This is a genomic window from Neisseria sp. DTU_2021_1001991_1_SI_NGA_ILE_055 (assembly GCF_032342915.1).
GTDB lineage: Bacteria > Pseudomonadota > Gammaproteobacteria > Burkholderiales > Neisseriaceae > Neisseria.
Map to the genome: position 1 here is coordinate 426,707 of NZ_CP135440.1, position 24,717 is coordinate 451,423.

Annotated in this window: 20 protein-coding genes and 1 pseudogene; 4 read left to right on the forward strand and 17 right to left on the reverse strand. The window is 49.7% G+C overall.

The genetic code is table 11. From position 1 onward, the window contains the following. Positions 1-142 precede the first annotated feature (142 nt). From aspA to RRV97_RS02030, 3 genes are all read right to left on the reverse strand, one after another. Complete coding sequence (aspA, locus tag RRV97_RS02020; RefSeq protein WP_315611812.1) at positions 143-1,540, reverse strand: aspartate ammonia-lyase; 1,398 nt, start codon at positions 1,538-1,540, stop codon at positions 143-145. An 89-nt stretch (positions 1,541-1,629) separates the two neighbouring features. Continuing rightward, positions 1,630-1,830, reverse strand: a complete 201-nt coding sequence (locus RRV97_RS02025) for a hypothetical protein (RefSeq protein ID WP_003746297.1) — start codon at positions 1,828-1,830, stop codon at positions 1,630-1,632. A gap of 190 nt (positions 1,831-2,020) precedes the next feature. Further along, complete coding sequence (locus RRV97_RS02030) at positions 2,021-2,167, reverse strand: hypothetical protein (protein ID WP_164836719.1); 147 nt, start codon at positions 2,165-2,167, stop codon at positions 2,021-2,023. Positions 2,168-2,465: 298 nt separating this feature from the next. On the opposite strand from RRV97_RS02030, the gene RRV97_RS02035 reads away from it, so the two are divergent. The 4 genes from RRV97_RS02035 to RRV97_RS02050 all read left to right on the forward strand — a co-directional run bounded on the left by RRV97_RS02035 (position 2,466) and on the right by RRV97_RS02050 (position 8,568). Further along, entirely contained in the window at positions 2,466-3,158 is a 693-nt protein-coding gene (locus tag RRV97_RS02035; RefSeq protein WP_315611813.1) for a VIT family protein, read from the forward strand. Positions 3,159-3,292: 134 nt separating this feature from the next. Next, on the forward strand, positions 3,293-6,697 hold the full coding sequence (gene mfd / locus RRV97_RS02040) for a transcription-repair coupling factor (RefSeq protein WP_315611814.1): 3,405 nt from the start codon (positions 3,293-3,295) through the stop codon (positions 6,695-6,697). A gap of 466 nt (positions 6,698-7,163) precedes the next feature. Continuing rightward, complete coding sequence (locus RRV97_RS02045) at positions 7,164-8,087, forward strand: hypothetical protein (protein ID WP_003746305.1); 924 nt, start codon at positions 7,164-7,166, stop codon at positions 8,085-8,087. 133 nt (positions 8,088-8,220) lie between these two features. Then, the gene (locus RRV97_RS02050; RefSeq protein ID WP_315611815.1) at positions 8,221-8,568 is read left to right on the forward strand and encodes a hypothetical protein; all 348 of its coding nucleotides are present in this window, start codon (positions 8,221-8,223) and stop codon (positions 8,566-8,568) included. A gap of 90 nt (positions 8,569-8,658) precedes the next feature. Here the strand turns inward: RRV97_RS02050 and RRV97_RS02055 are convergent, their stop codons facing one another. The 14 genes and pseudogenes from RRV97_RS02055 to RRV97_RS02120 all read right to left on the reverse strand — a co-directional run bounded on the left by RRV97_RS02055 (position 8,659) and on the right by RRV97_RS02120 (position 24,647). After that, positions 8,659-8,961 carry an ArsR/SmtB family transcription factor gene (locus RRV97_RS02055; protein ID WP_003746310.1) on the reverse strand — a complete coding sequence of 101 codons (303 nt, stop codon included), beginning with the start codon at positions 8,959-8,961 and terminating at the stop codon, positions 8,659-8,661. A 79-nt stretch (positions 8,962-9,040) separates the two neighbouring features. Then, positions 9,041-9,562: a rhodanese family protein gene (locus tag RRV97_RS02060; RefSeq protein ID WP_315611816.1), complete on the reverse strand. Its 522-nt coding sequence runs from the start codon at positions 9,560-9,562 to the stop codon at positions 9,041-9,043. Positions 9,563-9,574: 12 nt separating this feature from the next. Continuing rightward, the gene (locus RRV97_RS02065) at positions 9,575-9,769 is read right to left on the reverse strand and encodes a DUF2892 domain-containing protein (protein ID WP_296117067.1); all 195 of its coding nucleotides are present in this window, start codon (positions 9,767-9,769) and stop codon (positions 9,575-9,577) included. Between the two features lie 463 nt (positions 9,770-10,232). Beyond that, positions 10,233-12,329, reverse strand: a complete 2,097-nt coding sequence (locus RRV97_RS02070; RefSeq protein WP_315611817.1) for a TonB-dependent receptor plug domain-containing protein — start codon at positions 12,327-12,329, stop codon at positions 10,233-10,235. A 341-nt stretch (positions 12,330-12,670) separates the two neighbouring features. Next, positions 12,671-13,414: a hypothetical protein gene (locus RRV97_RS02075; RefSeq protein ID WP_036491193.1), complete on the reverse strand. Its 744-nt coding sequence runs from the start codon at positions 13,412-13,414 to the stop codon at positions 12,671-12,673. 257 nt (positions 13,415-13,671) lie between these two features. Continuing rightward, positions 13,672-15,165, reverse strand: a complete 1,494-nt coding sequence (gene cls / locus RRV97_RS02080; protein ID WP_204788930.1) for a cardiolipin synthase — start codon at positions 15,163-15,165, stop codon at positions 13,672-13,674. A 143-nt stretch (positions 15,166-15,308) separates the two neighbouring features. After that, complete coding sequence (gene hemE / locus RRV97_RS02085) at positions 15,309-16,370, reverse strand: uroporphyrinogen decarboxylase (protein WP_315611818.1); 1,062 nt, start codon at positions 16,368-16,370, stop codon at positions 15,309-15,311. 134 nt (positions 16,371-16,504) lie between these two features. Next, positions 16,505-17,728 carry a heme biosynthesis protein HemY gene (locus tag RRV97_RS02090; RefSeq protein WP_315611819.1) on the reverse strand — a complete coding sequence of 408 codons (1,224 nt, stop codon included), beginning with the start codon at positions 17,726-17,728 and terminating at the stop codon, positions 16,505-16,507. Continuing rightward, entirely contained in the window at positions 17,725-18,996 is a 1,272-nt protein-coding gene (locus tag RRV97_RS02095; RefSeq protein ID WP_315612224.1) for a uroporphyrinogen-III C-methyltransferase, read from the reverse strand. The genes RRV97_RS02090 and RRV97_RS02095 overlap by 4 nt, the downstream gene beginning before the upstream one ends. Positions 18,997-19,212: 216 nt before the next feature. Further along, positions 19,213-19,848 (reverse strand): annotated as a pseudogene (locus RRV97_RS02100) (uroporphyrinogen-III synthase); the annotation flags it as partial. A gap of 72 nt (positions 19,849-19,920) precedes the next feature. Beyond that, positions 19,921-20,697: a ferredoxin--NADP reductase gene (locus RRV97_RS02105; protein WP_101755163.1), complete on the reverse strand. Its 777-nt coding sequence runs from the start codon at positions 20,695-20,697 to the stop codon at positions 19,921-19,923. 84 nt (positions 20,698-20,781) lie between these two features. After that, positions 20,782-22,548: a lipid A export permease/ATP-binding protein MsbA gene (gene msbA, locus RRV97_RS02110; protein WP_036491179.1), complete on the reverse strand. Its 1,767-nt coding sequence runs from the start codon at positions 22,546-22,548 to the stop codon at positions 20,782-20,784. Positions 22,549-22,776: 228 nt separating this feature from the next. After that, complete coding sequence (gene thrC / locus RRV97_RS02115) at positions 22,777-24,186, reverse strand: threonine synthase (RefSeq protein WP_315611820.1); 1,410 nt, start codon at positions 24,184-24,186, stop codon at positions 22,777-22,779. Between the two features lie 86 nt (positions 24,187-24,272). Further along, positions 24,273-24,647 carry a hypothetical protein gene (locus RRV97_RS02120; protein WP_070824390.1) on the reverse strand — a complete coding sequence of 125 codons (375 nt, stop codon included), beginning with the start codon at positions 24,645-24,647 and terminating at the stop codon, positions 24,273-24,275. Positions 24,648-24,717: the final 70 nt, after the last annotated feature.

The following is a 24,717-nucleotide window of genomic DNA, read 5'->3' on the forward strand; positions in this document are numbered from 1 at the left end:
TGTTAAATCAAACCCTGCGGTTAGGCTATCTTTTAATTTTGAACTTCGCAGAAAAAATCGATTAAGCATCAATATGAATATGAAAAGGCCGTCTGAAATTTTAAAAGTAAAGTTTCAGACGGCCTTTGATTTTAAACCCTGGTTACAGGTGCGGATTCATCAGGTTTTCTGGTGAGAGGATGCGGTTGAGCTCTTCTTCGCTCAACAGGCCGCGCTCCAGTACGACTTCGCGTACGCCTTTGCCGGTTTGGGCGCAGATTTTGCCGACCAAATCGCCGTTGTGGTGGCCGATGTATGGGTTCAGGTAAGTAACCAAACCGATGGAGTTGAAAACATAGCGTTCGCAGATTTCGCGGTTGACCGTAATGCCTTTGACGCATTTTTCGGACAAGTTGACCGCGGCGTTGCCCAAGAGGGAAATGGTTTCAAACATACATTGGGCGATGACCGGCTCCATGACGTTCAGCTGTAACTGACCTGCTTCGGCTGCGAAAGTGATGGTGGTGTCGTTGCCGATGACTTTGAAGCACACTTGGTTGACGACTTCAGGAATTACGGGATTGACTTTGGCCGGCATGATGGACGAACCGGCCTGCAATTCAGGCAGGTTGATTTCTTTCAAACCGGCGCGCGGGCCGGAAGAGAGCAGGCGCAAGTCGTTACAGATTTTGGACAGTTTGACGGCTGTGCGTTTCAGTGCGCCGTGTACCATTACATATGCGCCGCAGTCGGAGGTCGCTTCGATCAGGTTTTCAGTCAGTTTGCAAGGCAGGCCGCTGACTTCGGAGAGTTTCTCAACGACTAAAGCCGCATAACCTTTGGGTGTATTCACGCCTGTGCCGATGGCGGTGGCACCGAGGTTGACTTCAAGCAGCAGGGAGCGGGTGCGGTCGAGGTTGAGGATTTCTTCTTCCAGCAACACTTGGAAAGATTGGAATTCTTGTCCGGCCGTCATCGGTACGGCGTCTTGAAGCTGGGTGCGGCCCATTTTCAAAACGTCTTTAAACTCTTCGGCTTTGGCAGCAAAGGCGTTTTTCAGGATAGCCAGTTTTTCGAGCAATTCGCCGATGCTGTAATACACGGCAAGGCGGAAGCCGGTAGGATAGGCGTCGTTGGTGGATTGGCTGGCGTTGACATGGTCCATCGGATTGACGATGTCGTAGTGGCCTTTTTCGTGACCCAAGACTTCCAATGCGAGGTTGGCAATGACTTCGTTGGTATTCATGTTGACCGAAGTACCGGCGCCGCCTTGATAAACATCGGACGGGAATTGGTCGAGGCAGCGGCCTTTGACCAATACTTCATCGCAGGCTTTTTCGATGGCGGCCGCGATTTCCGGCTTGATGGCACCCAATGCGCCGTTGGCTTGCGCGGTGGCTTTTTTAACCATGACCATGCTGCGGACAAATTGCGGTACGTCGGAAATTTTTTGCGTGGAAATTTTAAAGTTTTCAATGGCGCGCAGCGTGTGGATACCCCAATAAACATCGGCGGGGATTTCGCGGTCGCCCAATAAATCGTGTTCGATTCGTACAGTCATTTCTCTTACCTTCTCGTATAGTTGTGTTGGTGTGCGTTATGCGTTTGGAACATTAGCCCAGTTCGGCAAGATTGTCCAGTCGGTAAGGCTTAATCGTCAGGGTGAAAACGTGCCGCTTCACGCTCTTTTGCGGCTGTCTCTTTATCTTTCAATTTCGCACCCAGTCCCAACATTTTTTCATATTCAGATTGCGGCGTGCCATCCTCTTCCATGCCGAATGCGCTGGCATTGACCCAAAGGGAAAGCAGGGAAACGATGAAGGCGAAAAAACCAACGATATACCAAAACATTTTTTTCTTCCTTGTGTGTCTGCGTGTGCAGATTGTTGTGGTTTGTAAAGATATGAATGTAGCACAAACGCGGCAAGGTTTAAATTCCCTTACTTCGTCCTTTCATTCATTTACCTGTTATTGTTTAGAAAAGAAAAGGCCGTCTGAAAAGTAAGACTTTTCAGACGGCCTTGGGACTATATCGGGAAGATTAGCCGCCGCATGCGCCGCAGCAACCGCCTTCGCCATGGCCGCCGCGTTTTTCTTCGTTGTTGATAACGGGCAGCTCGGTTTCTTCGGTTTGCTCTTTTTTATCTTCAGGCAAATCGTTTACTTTGATTTTGTTTTCTTCGGACATGATACATCCTTTCAATGGATTGAGGAGTGGAAAGATTCATAAAGATAGCATCTTTAAGCCGATAAACCAAGCAATACAAAACTGCCTTGTGATAATGCCATGACTTGGAACAATAAATTTGCTTGTAAAAGCGTTAAGGCTGTCTGAAAAAATCCAGAGAAGAGTGTTGGTTTTTATAGTTTGAAATGGTAGCAGAAAGATTTAAGAATGCTTGATTTGAAGGGATAAACTGACATTGATTTCAAAAAACAATACAATGTTATCATCATCTGGACATCGCCAATTTATCGGAGCATATATGTATTCACACCACAGCGAACGCCATTTCAGCGACCGCAACAACTGGCTTCGGGCAAGCGTATTGGGTGCCAATGACGGCCTGATTTCCACTGCCTCGCTGTTGACGGGCGTAGCCGCTGCTGCGCCAGATTTCCAAACCCTGCTGTTGACGGGCGTTTCGGCGCTTATTGGGGGCGCAGTGTCAATGGCGGCGGGGGAGTACGTTTCCGTGTCCAGCCAATCGGATACGGAAAAAGCCGATTTGCACAAAGAATGCTACGAATTGGCAAATAATCCTGATGCGGAGTTGGAAGAGCTGACGGAAATTTACCGCCGCCGCGGTTTGTCCGACCCGCTCGCCGCAGAGGTGGCCAAAGCCTTGATGGAACACGATGCACTCGCCGCCCACGCGCGTGACGAAATCGGCATTACCGAAGCCTCTGCCGCCCGTCCCATGCAGGCTGCGCTGGCTTCTGCCGCTTCATTTTGTGCCGGAGCGATTTTGCCTTTACTGATCGCGTTGACAGCTTCTGGTGCCATTGTCCCTGCATTGGCAGTCTCCACTTTGTGCGGACTGGCATTACTGGGCTATGTCTCCGCCAAACTGGGCGGCGCGCCTGTCGTTCCCGCCGTTTTGCGCGTGTGCCTGTGGGGCGTTGCGGCATTGGTGATAACTGGGTTTATTGGAAAACTGGCTGGAGTGGCCGTCTGAATGTAAGGCCTTATACTCTTTTAAACCTGTATCCAGTAAAATTGAAAATTGATTTGATCGCTAAAGGCCGTCTGAAAATTTTTCAGACGGCCTATGGTGCTTGTATTTACTTATTACTTACAAACTGTTTTGTCATGACCTATCCGATTCCCAAACCCCGTGAAAAATCCCGTTGGCTCAATCTTTCGCAAGGCTCGCTGCCCTTGGCTCTGGCGCGTTATCTGCCGCATAAGCAGCTCAAGGTTGTCTTGACCCAAGATGCGGAACAGGCGCTACGCCTTCAGACGGCCTGGCGGTTTTTCCGTCCGCACGATACGGCGGTGTTCCTGCCGGACTGGGAAACGCTGCCTTACGAGCGTTTTTCGCCGCATCAGGACTTGGTGTCGGAACGCTTGTCTGCGTTGTGGCAGATTAAGAGCGGAGCGGCGGACGTGTTGTTTGTGCCGGTTGCCACGGCAATGCAGAAGCTGCCGCCCGTGCCGTTTTTGGCGGGGCGCACGTTTTGGCTGAAAACGGGGCAGACTTTGGATATAGGTCGTCTGAAAACCGATTTGGTGGATGCGGGCTACAACCATGTTTCCCATGTTGTCGCGGCGGGCGAGTTTGCCGTGCGCGGCGGGATTGTCGATTTGTTCCCGATGGGCAGCGAAATGCCTTACCGCATCGATTTGTTCGACGATGAAATCGACAGCATCAAAACCTTTGACACCGAAACGCAGCGCACCATCTCGCCCGTTTCCGAAATCCGCCTGCTGCCGGCGCACGAGTTCCCCACCGACAGCGAAGCACAAAAAATCTTCCGCAGCCGCTTCCGCGAGGAAGTCGATGGCAATCCGAACGATGCCGCTGTGTACAAAGCCGTCAGCAACGGACACTTCGGCGCGGGCGTGGAATATTATCTGCCGCTGTTTTTTGAAAACGAGCTGGAAACGCTGTTTGACTATATCGGCGAAGACGCGCTGTTTGTCTCTTTGGGCGATGTTCACGCCGAGGCAAACCGTTTTTGGAGCGACGTCAAATCGCGTTACGCCATGGCGCAGGGCGACGAAACCTATCCGCCTTTGCTTCCACAGCATTTGTATCTCTCTGCCGATGTGTTCGCAGGTCGTCTGAAAAACTACGGACAAGTGCTGCCCGATGTTTCCGGCAAAGAACACACCTTGCCCGATCTTGCCGTCAACCGCCAATCCGACGAGCCTTTGCAGGCATTGAAGGATTTTCAGACAGCCTTTGACGGACGGATTTTGCTGTGCGCCGAAAGTCTGGGACGGCGCGAAACCATGCTCGGCTTCTTGCAGCAAAACGGTTTGAAAGCCAAACCTGTATCCGACTGGCAGGGCTTTTTATCGGCGCACGAGCCGCTAATGATTACAGTGGCGCCGTTGGCATACGGGTTTAAATTAGAAGATCAAAACATCGCGGTTATTACCGAATCCGATCTTTATCAATACGTTGCCCGCTCGCGCAAACATCATCGCAAGAAACACGCCGCTGTTTCAGACGGCCTGTTGCGCGACCTTGCCGAAATCAATATCGGCGATCCCGTCGTGCACGAGGAACACGGCATCGGCCGATATATGGGCTTGGTAACGATGGATTTGGGCGGCGAAACCAACGAAATGATGTTGCTCGAATACGCGGGCGAAGCGCAGCTTTATGTACCTGTTTCGCAACTGCATTTAATCAGCCGCTACTCCGGTCAGGCGCATGAAAACGTCGCTCTGCACAAGCTCGGCAGCGGCGCGTGGAACAAGGCGAAACGTAAAGCCGCCGAAAAAGCGCGCGACACCGCCGCCGAGTTGCTCAACCTCTACGCCCAACGCGCAGCCCAATCGGGACACAAGTTTGAAATCAACGAGATGGACTATCAGGCGTTTGCCGACGGCTTCGGCTACGAAGAAACTGAAGACCAGGCCGCCGCCATCGCCGCCGTGATGAAAGATTTGACACAGGCGAAGCCGATGGACCGCCTTGTGTGCGGCGATGTCGGTTTCGGCAAAACCGAAGTCGCCCTGCGCGCCGCGTTTGTGGCGGTAATGGGCGGCAAACAAGTCGCCGTACTCGCCCCGACCACGCTTCTGGTCGAGCAGCACGCGCAAAATTTCGCCGACCGCTTCGCCGATTTCCCTGTAAAAGTCGCCAGCCTTTCGCGTTTCAACAATAGCAAAGCCACCAAAGCCGTGCTGGAAGGCATGGCGGACGGTACGGTCGATATCGTTATCGGCACACACAAACTGGTGCAGGACGACATCAAATTCAAAAACTTAGGTTTAGTGATCATCGATGAAGAACACCGCTTCGGCGTGCGCCAAAAAGAGCAGCTCAAACGCCTGCGCGCCAATGTCGATATCCTCACCATGACCGCTACGCCGATTCCGCGCACCCTCAGCATGGCGCTCGAAGGCCTGCGCGACTTCTCACTGATTACCACCGCGCCCAGCCGCCGACTCGCCGTCAAAACCTTTGTCAAATCCTTCAGCGAAGGCAGCGTGCGCGAAGCCGTACTGCGCGAACTCAAACGCGGCGGGCAGGTATTTTTCCTGCACAATGAAGTGGATACCATCGAAAACATGCGCGAGCGGCTGGAAACCCTGTTGCCCGAAGCCCGCATCGGCGTGGCGCACGGACAACTGCGCGAGCGCGAGCTGGAACAAGTCATGCGCGACTTTTTGCAGCAAAGGTTTAACGTGTTGCTCTGTTCCACCATCATCGAAACCGGCATCGACATTCCCAACGCCAACACCATCATCATCAACCGCGCCGACAAATTCGGACTGGCGCAACTGCACCAACTTCGCGGGCGCGTCGGCCGCAGCCACCACCAAGCCTACGCCTACCTGCTCACGCCCGAATACATCACCAAAGATGCAGAAAAACGCCTCGACGCCATTGCGGCGGCAGACGAACTCGGCGCAGGTTTCACCCTCGCCATGCAGGATTTGGAAATCCGCGGCGCAGGCGAAATCCTCGGCGAAGGGCAATCCGGCGAAATGATACAGGTCGGCTTCACGCTCTACACCGAAATGCTCAAACAAGCCGTGCGCGACCTCAAAAAAGGCCGCCAGCCCGACCTCGACGCACCGCTGGGCATCACCACCGAAATCAAACTGCACAGCCCGGCATTATTGCCCGAAAATTACTGCCCCGACATCCACGAGCGCCTCGTCCTCTACAAACGCCTCGCCGTCTGCGAAACCGTGCAGCAAATCAACGCCATACACGAAGAACTGGTTGACCGCTTCGGCCTGCCCGAACAACCCGTCAAAACCCTTATCGAAAGCCACCACTTACGGCTTGCGGCAAAAGAATTAGGCATAGATGCCATTGATGCGACCAGCGAAGCGGTAACGGTAACTTTTGGCAAAAACAACAATGTCGATCCAACCGAAATCATCCTGCTGATTCAAAACGACAAAAAATACTGCCTTGCCGGCGCGGATAAGCTGCGATTTACCGCAGAGATGGAAAATATCGAAGTGCGGATTAATACGGTGAAGAACGTATTGAAGACTTTGAAAGAAAGGGTGATGGTGAAGTAGAAAGGTTAAGAAAAGGCCGTCTGAAACGATTTTCAGACGACCTTTTATTATCCAAAATTTGTAGGTCGGATACTGGTATTCGACAAAATCTCCCGTATGAAGCTGTCGGATTCTAGAATCCGACCTACATCTGCTTTTCTCATTGGAGCCTTGTCAATAAACAGGATAAATAGGGGTAAAACCGTCGTTTAGGTCGTCTGAAAATTCTCTTCAAGCCTTTATTTATGATTCTAAAGAATTTTAAATTGCGTATTGTCGACTTCAATGATGGAGATTTGTTGAGAGATACTGTATTGTTATGGATGGCAATTTTGACGGCACATTAGAAGATGCTTCTGAAGCTAAATCTCTTCGCCGTAAGCTTGATTTGATTCGGATGGTTCTTGACTTTAAAGACCAATCTGAAGAATAACTAACACTCAACCTTTTAATCTTAAAATAACTTTTGTATAAAGGGAATCTTATCATGAAAAAATTATTAATCGCTTTATTGGTAATCGCTGCCATTACTGGCTGTGAAAGCAAAGAAGTTAAAGAAGCTGCAAAAGCGGCTTCTGCTGCTGGGTCTACTGCTACTGTTAAGGAAGCCGCAGCTTCTGAAACACCAGAAATGTCTGAAGAAGATTTGGGTTATGGTGATCCAGTTCCAGCAAATCTCCAACCAGATGAAGAGTTCAATAATGGTTGGGAGTTCCATGGGGCTGACACTCGGGATCCGAACTTCTACGATGCAGTACAGAAATTCGGACCTACCTGGAGGTATGTTGGTAAGAATGACGACGGAAGTGAGTTCATGGTCATTTACTCTTGCGGTAATGGTTCTATTGGTAGCGGTTTTGCTATTGCTGGTCCTGCTATTTCTGGACACTACTCTAAGGAGCATCCTTACGAGTTTGTTATTACCAATCAGGGCCAAAACATACGTCGTGACTTTGTAGAACGTCCTGAGAAGTACCCTACTTTTGATAAAGTAGGTAACCGCCTAGCAAGCATGACCACAGCGGGCTTTAAACGCTATCAGGACTTGAATTACAATGTCTTGGCAGAGGTTAACGTAGGTGGTATCGTCGATGATAATACTGGTCACTCGATCGTTTACACAGACCCACGTCGTTTAGTAAACGGTGAGTTGGGTAATCGCTTAGCAGTGCAAGGCTTAGCCTTTACGGAAACGGTTACCGATTGGTCGCACCATGACTCTGTATATAAATCCTACATCCAAGACCCACAAACCTACCAAGGTAAGTTAATGGGTCTATTCGAACCAAGTGCTATTCAAGAGCATATAAAGAGCAATACTTTCAGTTACAAGTACAATATCCCTGCAGTGATCTCTGATCCAGCAGCAGAGAAGTACTTTAAGAACGGAAACATTTGCGATTTGAATTAATAATAAGTGTTTCTAGAAAGACTATTCCCTAAACCGGAGTAGTCTTTCTTTTTTAATCTAAATCAGTAAAGGAATAGAAAATGTTAAAACAAATCGTTATTGTAGAAGGTTTATCTCATTATCGAAGGATAAAATGACGATGAAAATTAAGGTAGCTATGCTGGGTATTACCGGCTTGATATTGTCCGGCTGCTTTTTTGCCAATGACGAAATCAAGTTGGATGATATTGGGAATTTCAAAATTACTGTCAATGATGCTAAGGATTATAGGCAGGTTCATTTGACAGGCTTATTATGCAATAGTGCAATGGGCATTTCAGATATCAAAACAACTAGCCGCAACGATGAGCTGAATATTACTTTATTTCAAAAATTAGCAGGTTCGGAATACTCAGGAACATTAGATAAAGAAATTGCTCTTGAAAACAATATCAAGAAGATTACTTATGGTTCTAAACGCGAGATGATATGGCAAGACTAAAAATACAATAAAGGTCGTCTGAAAAAGGTTCAGACGGCCTTTAAAATTATAAATGGATAGATTTTTTGACTATCCTATTTCGATAACATTTCAAGATTTTTTTGCGCAGAAAAAGGAATACAGCAACTGTATCATCTCGGTTACCCTCGGGTCGGCAATGTAATACTGCCGTTCCCGATGGTTCACTTCAAACGATACCAAACCGGCTTCACGTAGTAGGGCTAATTGGCTGGACATTGCCGCTTGCGGCAGTCCGGATGATTCAGCCAACTCAGTTACATTGTGCGGCCTTTCATGTAGTTTGCACAATACGGCGAGGCGGTTGGGATTGGCCAGTAGTTTGAGAAAAGCGCTGGCTTCTTCGTAGGGTGGTTGATTGTCGGCAATAGTCATTTTTCACGCTTTTCGGCAAATGAGGAGGTCGAATTATCAGTCATAATGTCCTCAGCAGCAACTTTCAGACGGCCTTTGCTTAATGATTCCATGGCATTTTGGCCAGCAGGCTTGCCATGCCACAGAATCCGGTTAGTCCGGCCGTTAATAGGCCTGCACCGACCATCACGTCTATCAGATAAAACCAAGGCGATACCAGCCAACCTGCCAGCACGCCCAACAGAATCAAACTGCCCGCAATGGTTTGCACCTGCCGCATGATATCCGGTGCGGCACGGTCGGCAACAGTAGGAAGCCCTGCAGCCTTCCATGCCTGTAAGCCTCCTTCTAGAATATAGCATTCTCGACCTTGGCCAAGCACTGACAATATTGTTTCTGCCCGTGTTGTACGTTTGCCGCTCAGGCAATAAAAAATCAGGCATGGGGCTGTATCATCGGGCAGTTTGTCTCGCTGCTGTTCAGGCGGAAGGGATAATGCACCGCCAATATGCCCGCCCCGATATTCGGCTTGGCTTCGGATATCGACTGCCAACGCGTCCTCACGGATTTTTGCCGTGGCTTCGGAAGGCGTAATTCGCGGGAGTTGTCCGACCGTACTCATGTTTTGTCTTCGTTATTTTTTGTTGATGCGGCAGGTGTTGATGCCCAATAAGCTGTACAGTGCGCAGTTGCCAATCAGTGCTGTGCCCAGAGGGACGATGCCCAGCCAACCCCACCAGCCAATTTGTCCGGTAGCGGTTGCAGCAATCAGCGCTACGCCGATAACAATACGGATTACGCGATCCAAAGTACCCAAGTTTCGTTTCATTTTATTGCTCCTTGTTTCAGAATGAATTGTCTATAAATAAACATATATAATAAAAATCATATATGAGAAATATTATAGCCTTTAAAATGACTTTGTCAAATGGTTTACAGCAAAAGTGTAATTAATATTTGTATTGTATTTTTTAAACACACAAATAGAATCAATCTCCAACGTCATGGTTAAATGTAAAAATACAGCCTTTATTTTTTAGAGGTACTGGAGATGATCTATGTAAGATGTTATTTATATTGGAAGAATGAGTAGTCAGTTTTCAGAAGGAATCAAATCATGACCGATTCGGAAAAGAAGTCCAATGGAGACGATTTGAAGACTGGATAATCCGTTGTGTAACTAGCAAGGGAGAGGAAATACTTTAAAATCAAATTGTCTACGAATTATAAAAGGCCGTCTGAAAATTGAATCTCAGACGGCCTTTGGCTTCTTTATAACGTCGTTCGTATTATCAGAAACGATAGTTCACGCCCAAGGCAAACTCGCGGCCGCGTTCGTAGAAGGGCACGCGTCCGTTGCCGTCGGGGAAGCGTTGGCTGTGCGAACGATATTGCTTGTTGCCGATGTTGTTGACGGCGAAGTTGACGTTCAGGTTGTCTTTTTTCAGCGGCTGCCAGTTGGCGTAGATGTCGTGTACGCCGTAGCCTGATTTCTTGCCGTGTATCGTGCCTTGTCCGCGGGCGACGTCGGTGTATTTCACGCTTTGGGCGTAGCGGCCGCGCCAGCCGATTTCAAGTTTGGGGTTTTCAAACTGGTAAGACAGACCGGTCAGCCATTGGCGGCCGGTGTTCCAGAAGGTGAACGAGCTTTCGTGGTCTTCGGCTTGAATCGGGCTTTCGCCGTAGTACATTTCGCCGTTCAGACGCGGTTTGACGTAGGATACGCCGGCGCGCGCGGTCAGACCGCCCCAGCGGTAGGATGCGTCAAGTTCGTAGCCGTAGGTTTTGAGCGTGCCGCCGTTGTAAATCTTGCCGCGCTCGGTGATGGAGGCGGTGTTGTTGTTGATTTTTGCCCAACGATAGACGATGAGGTCTTTGATGCGTTGGTGGAACACGCTGCCGCTGACGTTGAAGTTGTCGTTGCGCCATCTGAAGCCGAGTTCGGCACGGTGGGCGGTTTCGGCTTTGAGGTTGCTGTCCAAATCGGCAGCGGCGCCTGCGCGTTCGTTAGCCAACAGGGCTTCGTTCAGGCGGGGCGCGCGGCTTGCCTGATTGAGGTTTGCCAAGAGCGAGAAGTTGTCGTTGATGTCCCAAATCGCGCCAATGCTGGGGTTGAGCTGACCGTGCGACGCGCTTTGTCTGCTGGCGGCGTTGTATTTGAAATGGTCGTAACGCAGGCCGGTGGTCAGGGTAACGGGGTGCAGGTTCCAGATGCCTTCCGCGTACACGCCGTATTCGGCTTTTTTCTCTTTGTCGCGGTCATACAGACCGAGAATCTTCAGCCATGCTCCTTTGTCGGACGGCTCGGAGGTTTCGTGGCGGTAGTTGACGCCGTATTTCACCATGTGTCCGTCGCCGAAGGAGCTGGCGAGGTTTAAATTCGCGCCGGTCGCTTTGATTTTGCTCAACTCAAGCTGACCGATGGGAACGCCGCCTTGAGCCGTGCCGGAGGCGTGGGCTTTCGGGGAAGGCGCGCCTTTAGGCGGCTTGGTGTCGTCGGTGTTGATTTGGAAGACGTTGGCGTCGATTTTGTCGAGGAAGCCGACGTTGCGGCCGCGGTATTCCAGATTGTAGGATTGCTCTTTTTGGTAAGTACCGTCCACGCCGACGTAGCTGTCAACATTTTGGAACTCGGCTTTGTCGGTGCGGTTGCCTTTTTGGTATTCCTGACGGTAGGTCAGGCGGATGCCGTGGTCGTCGTTGAAGTCATAGCCGAGTTTGGCGAGGTAGCTGTGCTGTTTCAGACGGCTGCCGCGGTTGACATCGCCGTTGCCGTCTTTGTAGTCGCGGTTATTGAGGAAGTTGCCCGCAAACAGGGCATCGAAGCCGTTTTGATAGCCGTAAACCGCCGCGTTGCCGGTTGAGCCTTTATTGCTGCTCAAGCCCGCGCCGAGTTTGAAACCGAAAGGTTTGCCGTCGGTCAGCAGGTCTTTCGCGTCAACCGTCGTTACGCGGATGGTACCGCCGACCGCGCCCAAGCCCGCGCTCGCCGCGCCTGTGCCTTTTTCGACGTTGATGCTTTTCACCAAAGCGGGGTCAAGCTGGAATCGGCTCTGGTGGTGGAAGATTTTGGTGGATTGGCTGGTGCCGTCCACTTCCAGATTAATCTTGTCTTCGCCGACGCCGCGGATGCTGTAAAACTGCGCCACGCCGTTGCCGCCGCCGACATCCATACCGATTTGGTCTTTCATGACTTGTTTCAAATCGGTCGAAGTTTCGCGGTCAAGCTGGTTGCGGGTAACGCGGGTCGGTACGGCGGTACCGGTAACCTTAATTTCATTCAGTTCGGCAGTTTCTGCGGGGTGCGTATTTTCGGCATGGGCGAAGCCTGTTGATAGTGCGAGTGTAATGAGACTAAGGCGGAATACAGGAAAAGAGGTTTTATTCATGATTTTTCCCAAGGAATAAAAAAATTGACCGTTTATTCTAATTATTTTAATAATGATTATCAAACTACAAATAAATGTAAAAGAACATATTGGTCTCATTTTGATTTGTAGTTTGGATATTTTTATAAATATCAATTGGTTTATTTATGGTTAAATTTTGTAAAACTATTTTGAGAGAAAATATGTTGAGGCTTACTTTTTTGAAACTGAAGAAAAGGGATGAGTTGAATATTTATCGATGATAAATATTGTGCATAAGTGTTTTAAAAGGCCGTCTGAAAAGTGTTTTTCAGACGGCCTTTAAGTTTAACAAGCTTAACTATGCAGTTTGTGAGGCTTGTTTATTTGGAAGGTGGTTGGGCATATCCATTATCGGCTGGGAATGCGTCAGGTTCGCTATTTTTTTGCGTCGGATCGTATAGTTCAAAAATCGCTGTACCAATTACACCTGTATTTTTGATGGAGCCCTTATCCGAGTTTGCAGCGTAAGAGTCTTCTGGGTTGCTGAATACAAAAGATGCTACAGCATCATCACTTTTACGGAAACCTTCGATTACCAGTGAATCATGTGGGTACAGAACATAGCCATCTGAGTATCTGCTGGCAGCCTGGCCTGAGATGACATCCAAACCATCTACACTGGCTATAATTTCCAAAGTTTTATTGCTATTGTTCTTATAAACCAAACGGTATGACTGACCGTCTTTACCTTGCAAAAAGTAGTTGCTACCGTCGCGGAAGATTGGAAACAGGTCGCCATTGTCAGATTGCACGGATAATTCCACTTTGCCTGCTGCTAAAGAAATCGAGTTGATTTTTTTACCCCGATAATCTTTAGCAGAGTAGTTCAATACGCCTTCTGCCAAAGGGTTTTTCGTGACACGGCGCAAATCTACGGAATGAACGGAAGACTGTACTTCATCTCCCCAGCTGGTTCCTAGTTTTTCTGCTGTTTCTACGCTTTGATTGGCTATTTCTGAATCTGCTGGTGCAGGAGCTTCAGATGAAGGAGATTGCTGGGAACAAGCAGCTAAAATTGCAGCTAACAGCATTGGCAGCCACAATTTGAATTTTATTTTGAACATAATTGCTCCTGAGATAATTTAATAGGTTAACAATCTGAATATATTAAATATTATGAAAAATTATCCGTATTCTATACTATTAATCTAATTGGGTAGAAAGCAGAGCTGTAAAAACAAGATAAATTATTTATAGTAATTAAAATAGATTTGAAAACAAACCTGACTTTGATTTTGTGAGTTGGTATCGCTGGTTAATCTGTTTCTGTATAAAAATGCCGTCTGAAAAGTACTTTTCAGACGGCCTAAATATTTATGTTTTACAGCAAAGGGCTCATCAGGCGGACGGCATTTTCCACGAGGCCGCGGAGTTTGGAGCGTTGTTGCCATGATTTGATGGCAATGTAGCTGCTGTTTTTGAGGTAGTCACGTTGGAGGTTGCAGATTTGTTTGGTGGTGTCGCGATCGTAGATGGCGAGGCTGATTTCGAGGTTGAGGAAGAAGCTGCGCATGTCCATATTGACCGTACCGAAGAGGGAGTAGTCTTCGTCTATGGTCAAGGTTTTGGCATGTAAAAGCCCACCTTCAAACATGGCGATTTTGACGCCGGCTTCCAGCAGCATAGGGTAGTAGGCGCGTGAGGCGTAACGTACCATCAGTGAATCGACTTTGGCGGGCAGTATCAGGGTTACTTTGACGCCGCGTTTGGCGGCGACGGTTAATGCCATGAGAAGCGGCTCGTCGGGGACGAAGTAGGGGGTGGTAATTGTGATTTGTTTGGTAGCGGCATAGATGGCGCTGATGATGGTTTCGTAGATGACGAAGCTGCTTTGCTCGGGGGCGGAGGGAATGATTTGGGCAACAATATTGCCTTGTTGCATTTTTTCGGGAAGGATTTGGGGCAGCAGGTTTTTTGCTTGGTTGAGGTATGTTTGTACGTTTTGGAGGTTTTTATCGGTTTCGACGGCAAGGTCGGCGAAAAAGACGGCTGACAGCTCCAGTACCATAGGCCCTGTGCAACGCATCATGGCATCTATCCATTCGCCGACGCCTGAGTTTTGTTTGAAGTAGCGCGGATCGACGAGGTTGAAGCTGCCGGTGTAACCGATTTTGCTGTCGATAACGAGGATTTTACGGTGGTTGCGCAGGTCGGTGCGTGTGAATAATGTACGCCAGATGCCGACAGGTAATGAGGTATGTACTTCAACGCCGGCTTGGCGCAGTTTCTCTACCCAATCGCTTTCAAGAAAGCTCCTGCTGCCGACGGCGTCGGCCAGTATGGCGCAGTCTACGCCTCTAGCTTTGGCGGCAAGGATTTCATTTAGAATTTCTTCAATGCGGCCTTTGGGTTCGATAATGTAAAAGGCCAACAGGCAGGAATGGGCTGCGCCGCGTATGTCGGCAAGCATGCTGTCGATGATGGTGTCGGTGGTTGAGAGCAGGCTCATGGCGTTGCCTCGGGTTGCACCCAGCCCCGTTCCTTTTTCGGCAACTTTACTGATGCCGTGGTAACGTGATTTCACTTGGTCGGCAATATCGAGATACATATCGGTAAGGTGGGCGGCGGCAAAGTTGCGGTAGAAACGGTTCATTTCGCCGGTACGTTTGGCGCGGGCCGTACCGAGACGCGGCTCGCCGATGAGGATGTAGGCGATGGTTCCGAATACGGGGAAAAGGAAGAGGATAATCAGCCAGGCAAAGGTTGAGCCGATGTTTTTTTGTTTGTACAACACGCGCAGCATGCAGGCGAGTGCGGCGCAGGTATGGGCGAAGATAAAAATCTCGGTCCAGGTAATGTCTTTTAAGAAATTCATATTCGGTGGGGAGTGGTTGGGTTTTTCAATTTGAAGGTTTGGGCCGACAAGCTTCAAATATTAAGTATATAGAAAAACCGTCTGAAAACAAATTTACACGATAATTGTGTTTTTGCTTTCAGACGGCCTTTGAGTTGCTTTAATTAACGGTGATACTGACGGGACAATTTGTGTACGGTATCGACCAGAATTTTGGCGTGTTCGGGGTCGGCGTGTTGGTTGATGCCGTGGCCGAGATTGAATACATGGCCGCTGCCGTTGCCGTAGTCGGCAAGGATGCGCGCAACTTCGGTGCGGATAGATTCGGGCGTACCGAAGAGGGCAAACGGGTCGAAGTTGCCTTGCAGGGCAACTTGTTCGCCGACGCGACGGCGGGCTTCGCCGATGTTGCAGGTCCAGTCCAAGCCTAATGCGTCTGCGCCGATTTCTGCCATGCTTTCCAGCCATAAGCCCCCACCTTTGGCAAATACGATAACAGGCACGCGGCGGCCTTCGCTTTCGCGTTTGAGTCCGGCTACGATTTGACGGATATATTTCAGGCTGAATTCTTTAAATGCGGCATCACTCAACACGCCGCCCCAAGTGTCGAAAATTTGTACGGCTTGTGCGCCGGCATCGATTTGGGCATTGAGATAAGCGGTAACGGCTTGGGCATTGGTGTCGAGGATTTTATGCAGCAAATCAAGGCGCGAATACATCATGGTTTTGATGGTGCGGAATTCTTTGCTGCTGCCTCCTTCGACCATGTAGCAGGCGAGTGTGAACGGGCTGCCTGAGAAGCCGATCAGCGGAACTCGGCCATCCAGTGCTTTACGGATGGAAGTCACTGCATCAAAGACGTATTGCAGTTTTTCTATGTCGGGAACCTGCAATTTGGCAATGTCGGCTTCGTGTTGCAAGGCGCGTTCAAATTTTGGGCCTTCGCCTTCGGCAAAGTACAGACCCAAACCCATGGCGTCGGGGACGGTCAGAATATCGGAAAACAGAATCGCTGCGTCCAGATCGAAGCGGTCTAAAGGCTGGATGGTAACTTCGGTCGCCAGCTCGGTGTTTTTGCACAAATCGAGAAAGCTGCCTGCGCGTGCGCGCGTGGCTTTGTATTCAGGCAGATAGCGTCCGGCTTGGCGCATCATCCAGATGGGCGTGTATTCGACAGGCTGTTTGAGCAGAGCGCGGAGGAAAGTATCGTTTTTCAGAGCAGTCATGATAAATAGGCTTTCTGATTTGGTATGTTGGAACAAAGTTCAGACGGCCTTAGTTGTTTATTCAGGCCGTCTGAAATAATTAAATAAAAGCTGGTATGAAAGATTTCATGAGTTGTTAATGCGAAGCCGGCACATCAATTTGGTTGAGGAAGGGCTGCCGGATGTTCTTCCTCGGCCACGCTTTCCAAAACCAGATTGCGTTGTTCTTGCGCTTTTTGCGGCTGATCGGTTTCATCAAACACGCGCGCTAGGACTAAATGTGCAGATACGCTGGGTTGCAGGGCGATGCTGGCTTCGAGGTAGCCTTGGGCTTTGCCCCAAAGTTTGCGGCCGTAAGCCAGTTGGCCGAGATACATCAACAGTAGCGCATTGTCCGGTTGTTCCTGCAACCAAGAATCTGCCAAATCGATGGCTTTTTGCTGGTCGCGCTCGCTTAGGAAACGAACGGATTCGACAAATGCTTCCAAAAGCTCGGGCTGGCGGTTTTGCGGATAATGGGTTTTTACCCATTTGACCGCTTCGGCATACAAGCCCAAACGCTCGTATTTCTCGGCAATCGCGACGCACAATTCGCCAGATTTCACGTTTTCGGGAATCTGTTTCAAATAGGCTTTCAGACGGCCTGCATCGGTTACTTCGCTCAAGAGGCGGCGATATGCCCAGTTTTGATACTGTTCTGCTTCGTAATCGTTGATGGCGCCGGCTTTGACCAGTTTTTCCGCTTTTGCTAAGACATCTGAAGCATCGCCGTGATCAAAGGCATAACGCAATTGCAGGCGCACCAGGCGGCTTAAGTTGCCGTTGATTTTGGCTGCGGCTTCAAGATTTTGTGCGGCAGTCGGATAATCGCGGCGGCCCAGTGCGGATTCGGCCAGCAAAAGATGACGGGAAAGCTGTTGTTTTTGCGGAAGGTGTTCGATTTCGTGCAGGTAGCGGTCGCGCAGTTCGAAGTTTTCCATTTGGTCGGCCGCGTGCGCGCCCAACATCAAAGCCAGGGTGCGGTTGTCGCCGGCTTCTTTGTTTTGCAAGACTTTGGCGGCTTCTTGTTCGGCTTTTTCAAAACGGCCTTCAAAATATGCCAGACCTGCGCTGTTCAAAGAGGCGGAAGCCTGACGGCCTTTGCGGGCAATGCCGAAGCGTTGCATACGCGCCGGAAGGTTCAAGAGGCCGAACACGAATTTAATCAGGAAATACAAGACGAATACGCTCAACAGCAGGCCTAAAACAAAGGCATGCAGATTGATGCGCAGCATGGTTTGCTCAACCACGACGTACACATTGCCTGTATAAATGCCGGAAGCCAACGCTAAACCGACAGCGGCGGCAAACAGAATGACAATCCAAACGACGGTTTTCATGCTTGCTCTCCTTTAATTTTGGCAGCAGGCTTGGTTTGGTTTTGTGGTTTGGCAGCTTCGGCGGGCGGTTCTTTTTTGTTTTCAGACGGCAATGCAGGTGCTTCCAGAGATTGAGGGGCAGAAGCGGCGGCCGGTGCGGCAGTTGTGGCTTGCTCGGTAGCTACCGCCGGAGCGGAAACGGTTTTATCGGCGGCTTGGGTTGGTGCAGTTTCTTCAGCTGTCATTTGTGTACGCGAACCTTCTTGATAAGCGCGAACGGCGCTCAAGCTGGCTTTCAGGCTATCGTCTGAAATCATGCGGACATCAAGGGCTTTGAGTTCGGCCAACTCTTTCAGCCATGACTGGGTAGCAGGGGATTTACTGTCGAAGTATTGCTTCACGGTTGCTTCAACGTTGTTCAAATCGCTTTGATACACTTCGCCGTTGTGTTGCAACAGGGCAATGCGCGCATCCAAAAGGCGCAGGCGCAGGTTTTCACGGATGAAGTAGGTTTGTTCGGGCGAAATCAACATGGCGTCGTTGCTGTCCAGATGACGGACTTCAACCAAGCCTTTGAGGGCATTGAGGGATTTTTCCCATGTATTTTCCCACCAAGTTCCTGAATGGGCGGTTTCGACAGGCGCGGCACCCGGTTTCAATACGCCGTCCAAGACCAAAGGCAGGCCGGAAATGGCGGTTTCCAAACGGTCGATACGCAGGGCAGTGGCGGAAATATCGACATAAGGACGGTTTTTCAGCGCGGCCAAATCATTGCTGATGGCTTGTTTGACGGGGATAAGCTCGGGTTGGTCAAAACGGCTCAAGCGGCTGTCGATGTGTTCCAATACACTGACCGCGCCTTGGAGGTTGCCTGACAGCATCAATTGTTGCGAAGCTGTGTTCAACATGGATTCGGCTTCGTCAACCAGCCAGTTGACACGGCCTTTGAGCAGCTCTTGATAAGCTTTTTGCGTTTGCAGAATTTGATCGCTATTGCTTTTTTGACCGTTGTTCAAGCGGTCTAACTCGGCTTGAATAGCGGTTTGGCGGTTGAGGTTGTCTTTTAAGAGGCTGGCATTTTCAGATTCGCCCAATGCAGCTTTGTCGATTTTTTGGTTGAATTCGAGCTCTTGGTTTTTTAAAACATTTTGACCCTGTACAAACAGGAATCCGCTCGCGCCCAAGCCAAGCAGTGCCAAGACGGTTGCACCTGCGGCCAAGGCTTTGCCGCCGGATTGTTTGATGATAACAGGGGCGTTGTTTTGTGGGAGATTGTTGGACTCGGGCATGCTCGCCTCCACTCGCTGAGGTTGGGTAGGTTTGATTTGTTCAGACGGCCTGGTGTTTTCAGAACGTTCAGGCGCCGAAGCTGCCGTATTGGCAACTTGTTGGGTATCTTTATTGTCTTCGACTTGGTTCACTGCTTGGCTCCTTTGTGGTATGGATGAAAGTGCAGCGGATAAAGAAGTGACGGTTTCTACATGTTTGGCACCGACGATGCGAAGCGCATCGGCAATGCGCGGATGGTGGGTAAAGTATAGCAAGGATTCGAAGAATCGGGAAAATTGCGGCGGAATCTGATGGAAAAATTCGCGCGCGAGCTCGCCGGATGTAACGTAGGCGGCGGCGATGTCTTCGGTTTTAAAGTGCTGCCAATCGATGGCGTGTGGCCGTCTGAAATAGATTTCGGCGAAGTCGATTTGAAAACCCAGTGCGCTTAGTTTGTCTGCCAAATAATTGCGGCCGCCATGACCTCGAATAATGAGAACTCGGGCGTTGGGAGGCAGGTTTTTCCAAATAGGCATTCCCAAGACGGCTTCGCTGTCGTTACCGTCTTCGGGAGAGAATACGGGATAAGGGGAGAATTGCGCCAAAGTATGTTGGCTGGTTTGGCTGACGGTAATGTGTGCTTTGGGGCCGTCTGAAAAGTTCAAGTGCGGCGCTGCGGTTTCAATAGCGGTCGGGCTGACCCAAAACACGACATCGGCTTGCTTGAATTGTTCGGGAAGTTTGTTTAGTGCCGAACGGTCTGCCTCTATTTCAATCGGACTCAATACTTGAGCCTGCCAACCGGCTGCATGGCAGGTTTGGATATCTTGTTGCGGACGGTTGGACGGACGGATAATGAGTAGAGTAGGCATAATGTGGGATAAATTATTAAGGTTTTAGGCCGTCTGAAAGAAGGGTTTCAGACGGCCTGTTGCTGACGTACGTTATTGATCAACGAATGCGCGCTCAATCAGGTAGTCGCCGCGGACACCGGTTTTCGGAGAAACGGTCAGGCCGAATTCGTCCAAGACGTTGCAGGTGTCTTTCAACATGGCAGGGCTGCCGCACAACATGGCGCGGTCGTCTTGCGGATTGATTTTAGGCAGGCCGATGTCTTCGAAGAGTTTGCCGCTGCGCATCAAATCGGTCAGACGGCCTTGGTGTACATATTCTTCGCGTGAAACGATCGGGTAGTAAATCAATTTTTCTTTAACCAAGTCGCCCAAGTATTCGTGTTCGGGTAATTCTTTGGTAAAGCGGTCGTAGTATGCCAAGTCTTTTTTGTAGCGTACGCCGTGAACCAAGATGATTTTTTCAAATTGCTCGTAAATTTCAGGGTCTTTGGTAATGCTCAAGAAAGGGGCGATGCCGGTACCGGTGCTCAAGAGGTAGAGGTGTTTGCCCGGATTCAGGTCGCCGGCAACCAGTGTACCGGTCGGTTTTTTACTGATGAGGACATCGTCGCCGACTTTAAGGTGTTGCAGGCGGCTGGTCAATGGGCCGTCTTGTACTTTAATGCTGAAAAATTCCAGATGCTCTTCCCAGTTGGCCGAAGCCACGCTGTATGCGCGCATCAGCGGTTTGCCGTCAACCATCAGGCCGACCATGACGAACTGGCCGTTTTCAAAGCGTAAGGATTCGTCACGGGTGCAGGTGAAAGTGAAGTAAGCGTCGGTCCAGTGGTGTACGGACAAGACTTTCTGGGTATTGAATGCTGCCATTGATATTTCCTGTCGGATGGGGCCGTCTGAATAGGATAAGTCGGGGCGGCCGAGGTTAATAAAAAGAGTGGAATACGGCTTCAGCTACTTGCTCGCCGGTACGGCTGATTTTTCGCTGAGGCTGTGCAGGTCGGCATAGCGTCCACCTGCGCTGATTAATTCTTGGTGTGTGCCTTGTTCGACGACATTGCCTTCATGCATGACAACGATGTTGTCGGCTTTTTCGATGGTGGAAAGTCGGTGGGCAATCACCAAAGTGGTACGGTTTTGCATCAGGTTTTCCAATGCGGTTTGTACCAAACGTTCGGATTCATTATCCAATGCACTGGTGGCTTCGTCCAAAATTAAAATCGGAGCGTTTTTCAAAAGCGCACGCGCGATGGCGAGGCGTTGACGTTGGCCGCCGGACAGTTTTAAACCGTTTTCGCCGACTTCAGTGTGCAGGCCTTGCGGCATTTTTTGGATAAATTCCCAGGCATTGGCTGCTTTTGCGGCATTAATAATTTCTTCTTCACTGAATTTGTCAGCTTGTGCATAGGCAATGTTTTCAGCAATCGTACCATTAAACAGGACAACGTTTTGGCTGACGAATGCCATGCGGCTGCGCAAGCTTTCGAGCGTATATTCATTGATGTTGATGCCACCGATCAAAACTTCGCCTTCATTGGGATTAAGGAAGCGCGGCAACATATTGGCCAAGGTGGTTTTGCCGCAACCCGATGCGCCGACCAAGGCAGTCACTTTGCCTTGTGGGACAAGCAGGTTGATATGGTTCAAGCTGTTGCGTTCGGCTTCGGGATAACGGTGTACAACATCGCAAAATTCGATATCGCCAGGGTTTGGGCTGAGGGTTTGTTTGCCTTCGTTGCTTTCTTCGGGTTGGTCCAAAAAGGTAAAGACACTTTCTGCCGCCGCCAAACCGCGCTGTAGGGATTGCATCACGCCGGTCATGCGTTTGATGGGGTCAAACATCATGATCATGCTTGACAAAAACGACATGAAATCGCCTGCACTAAATCCTGAAAGCCCTGCTTGGCGGGCGGCTGCGTAAATAATTGCAGCCAGTGCAACTGAAGCCATTAATTGCGTAATGCCGGTACCGGCAGAGCTGGCGGAAACCTGTTTGAGCAGGTTGCGGCGAACATCATTGGCAATACGGTCGAAGCGGCGGTTTTCATAATCTTGGCCGCCGTATATTTTTACAACGCGTTCGCCATTAATGCTTTCGCCTAAGACCTGCATCAGCTGGCCAAGATAAATTTGGTTGTTGGCAGACAGTTTGCGCAGGCGTTTGCTGACTGTTTGGATACATACAGCAACAACCGGCAAGATGATAAAAGTAATCAGGGTCAAACGCCAGTTCAGATAAGTCAGCAAGCCCAACAGGCCGACTACGCTCACGCCGTCTTTGGCAATCACGGTAATGACGTTAAACCCTGCATCGGTAATTTGATTGACGTCGTTCAAGATACGAGACATCAAACGGCCGCCGGTATTGCTGCTGAAATACGAAGTCGGCAGGTGCATCATTTTGTTGAACATTTCACCGCGCAAGCGCTGCACTAAGTGGCTGGACAGATACGTCGTGCAATATTCGTTGATGAAGTTAAACAGGCCGCGAACGAAAAACAGCGCCACAATTGCCAGCGGCAACCATGACATGCTTTTCATGTTTTTATCGACAAAACCTTCATTGATCAAAGGTTTGAGCAAGTAACCGAAAGCCGGCATCGTACCGGCGACAATCAGCATGGCCACTACGGAGACGATAAACATCTTCCAATAGCTTTTCAAATATCCAAGCAAGCGCTTGTATAGCTCCCAGTTGGATGTGGCTTGTGTTGTCTGCATATCAATCCAAATTTAGAGCAAACATGCAATTCTAAACGAAAATATCTGTCATTACAATGTTTGCAATTGAAAGTCAAAAGGAGTCGGTATTGTTTTAACGCCTTGATTTTATATTGGGAACGACTGCTGCGTGGTGGGTTTGGCAATAATGTTGCCCACTTCTCAAATATCGGTTGCGGCCGTCTGAAAAAGTTTCAGACGGCCTCATCAGTCGTCAAGGACGGCCGGTTAAGCCAGAGCTTCCTTAATGATGTCTTTCACTGCCGTCGCATTATTAGGGACAACACGGACCCGTTGCGGCAGATTTTCCAAGCCTTCCAATGCGGCAGGGCGGGGGATGGAAACTTCGCCGACCGCTTCATGGATGGTGGTTTCAAATTTGGCGGCCAGTGCGGTTTCGAGGCAGACGATGGTTTCTCTGGCTTCGCGGACTTCACGGGCAACTTTGACGCCATCGGCTGTATGCGGATCAATCAGTTCATGATCTTGCTCGTAAACCTGTTTGATGGTGGCAAGGCGGTTGGCATGGGTTGATTTGCCGGAAACAAAGCCATATTGTTGATGTACTTTGTTTAAGGCAAATTCCAAATTAAAGCCTTTGCCGGAGGCTACTTCCGCCCATAAGGTTTGGATTTCGTCCGCATCGCGGTCCATCAGGTCAAACACAAAACGCTCGAAGTTGGAGGCTTTGGAAATGTCCATAGACGGGCTGGAAGTAACATGGGTGTGTTCACTGTTGCGCGGACGGTATGCGCCGGTTTTGAAAAATTCGTCCAATACGTCGTTTTCGTTGGTGGCGACAATCAAGCGTTGGATTGGCAGGCCCATTTGACGGGCAATATGGCCGGCGCAGACATTGCCGAAGTTGCCGCTTGGTACACAGAAGCTGACTTTTTCGTCATTGCTCGAAGTGGCATTGAAATAACCGGCAAAGTAGTACACGACTTGGGCGACGATGCGGCCCCAGTTGATGGAGTTGACTGTACCGATATGGTATTTGGCTTTGAATTCGGCATCGTTTTGTACGGCTTTGACGATGTCTTGGCAGTCGTCAAACATGCCTTCAACGGCGATGTTGTGGATGTTGGCATCTTGCAGGCTGAACATTTGCGCGCGTTGGAATGCGCTCATTTTGCCTTCCGGAGAAAGCATGAAGACGTTGACGCCTTTTTTACCGCGCAGGGCATATTCGGCGGCAGAGCCGGTGTCGCCGCTGGTGGCGCCTAAGATATTGAGTTCTTTGCCTTCTTTGTTCAATACATATTCAAACGCATTGCCCAAGAATTGCATGGCCATGTCTTTGAATGCCAAAGTCGGGCCGTTGGAGAGGGCTTGGATTTTGATGCCGTCTGAAAGTGTGCGCACCGGCGTGATGGCTTTGGTACCGAATACTTCTTCGGTGTAGGTGCGGTTGATGATGTCGCGTAAATCATCAGCAGGGATGTCGGTGGCAAACAGGCTCATGACTTCAAACGCCAGCTCAGGATAGCTGAGTGTGCGCCATTGGTCTAAAGTAGCACGGTCGATTTGAGGGTATTGCTCAGGCAGCATCAAACCGCCGTCAGGAGCTAAACCCATCAATAAAACTTCGCTAAATTGCTTGCGTGCGGTCGCACCGCGGGTGCTGATGTATTTCATGGTTTCTTCTCTATATATTTAAAATTCAAATAGAAAGTCAAAACGAATTCAGACGGCCTTGATGTGAAAAAAGGCCGTCTGAACGATTATTTGTAGAGTCGTTTGAAGCAGGCGGTAACCGTTTTTGCGGTAACGGAAGCAATGGCCTGCTCGCGGGTTGCCGGACTCAATACCTGCATCATTTCGGTTGCAGTTAATTGGTTTGGCGCTTCTTCGCTGGCGCAGCCGCAGATTTTATTTTCCCATTCGGCTTGTTTTTCCGCGCTCATGGCCAAAGCAATGACGCGCCATTCGTTACGTTTGTTCAATTCGGTACGGCATTGGCTGTCTACCGCCATTTTCACTACGCTGCTGCCGATACCCGTACCGCTACCCAAACCGCCGAAAGATTCGCCGCCGGTAGCACATGCACCCAATAAGAAAACTGATGTAACAGCTGCCAAAAGAGTTTTTGAAGTCATGATGTTTCCTGTAAGCAAGGCCGTCTGAAACGCCCGAAGAGTTCTCAAAATAGCATGTATTATACCGTAA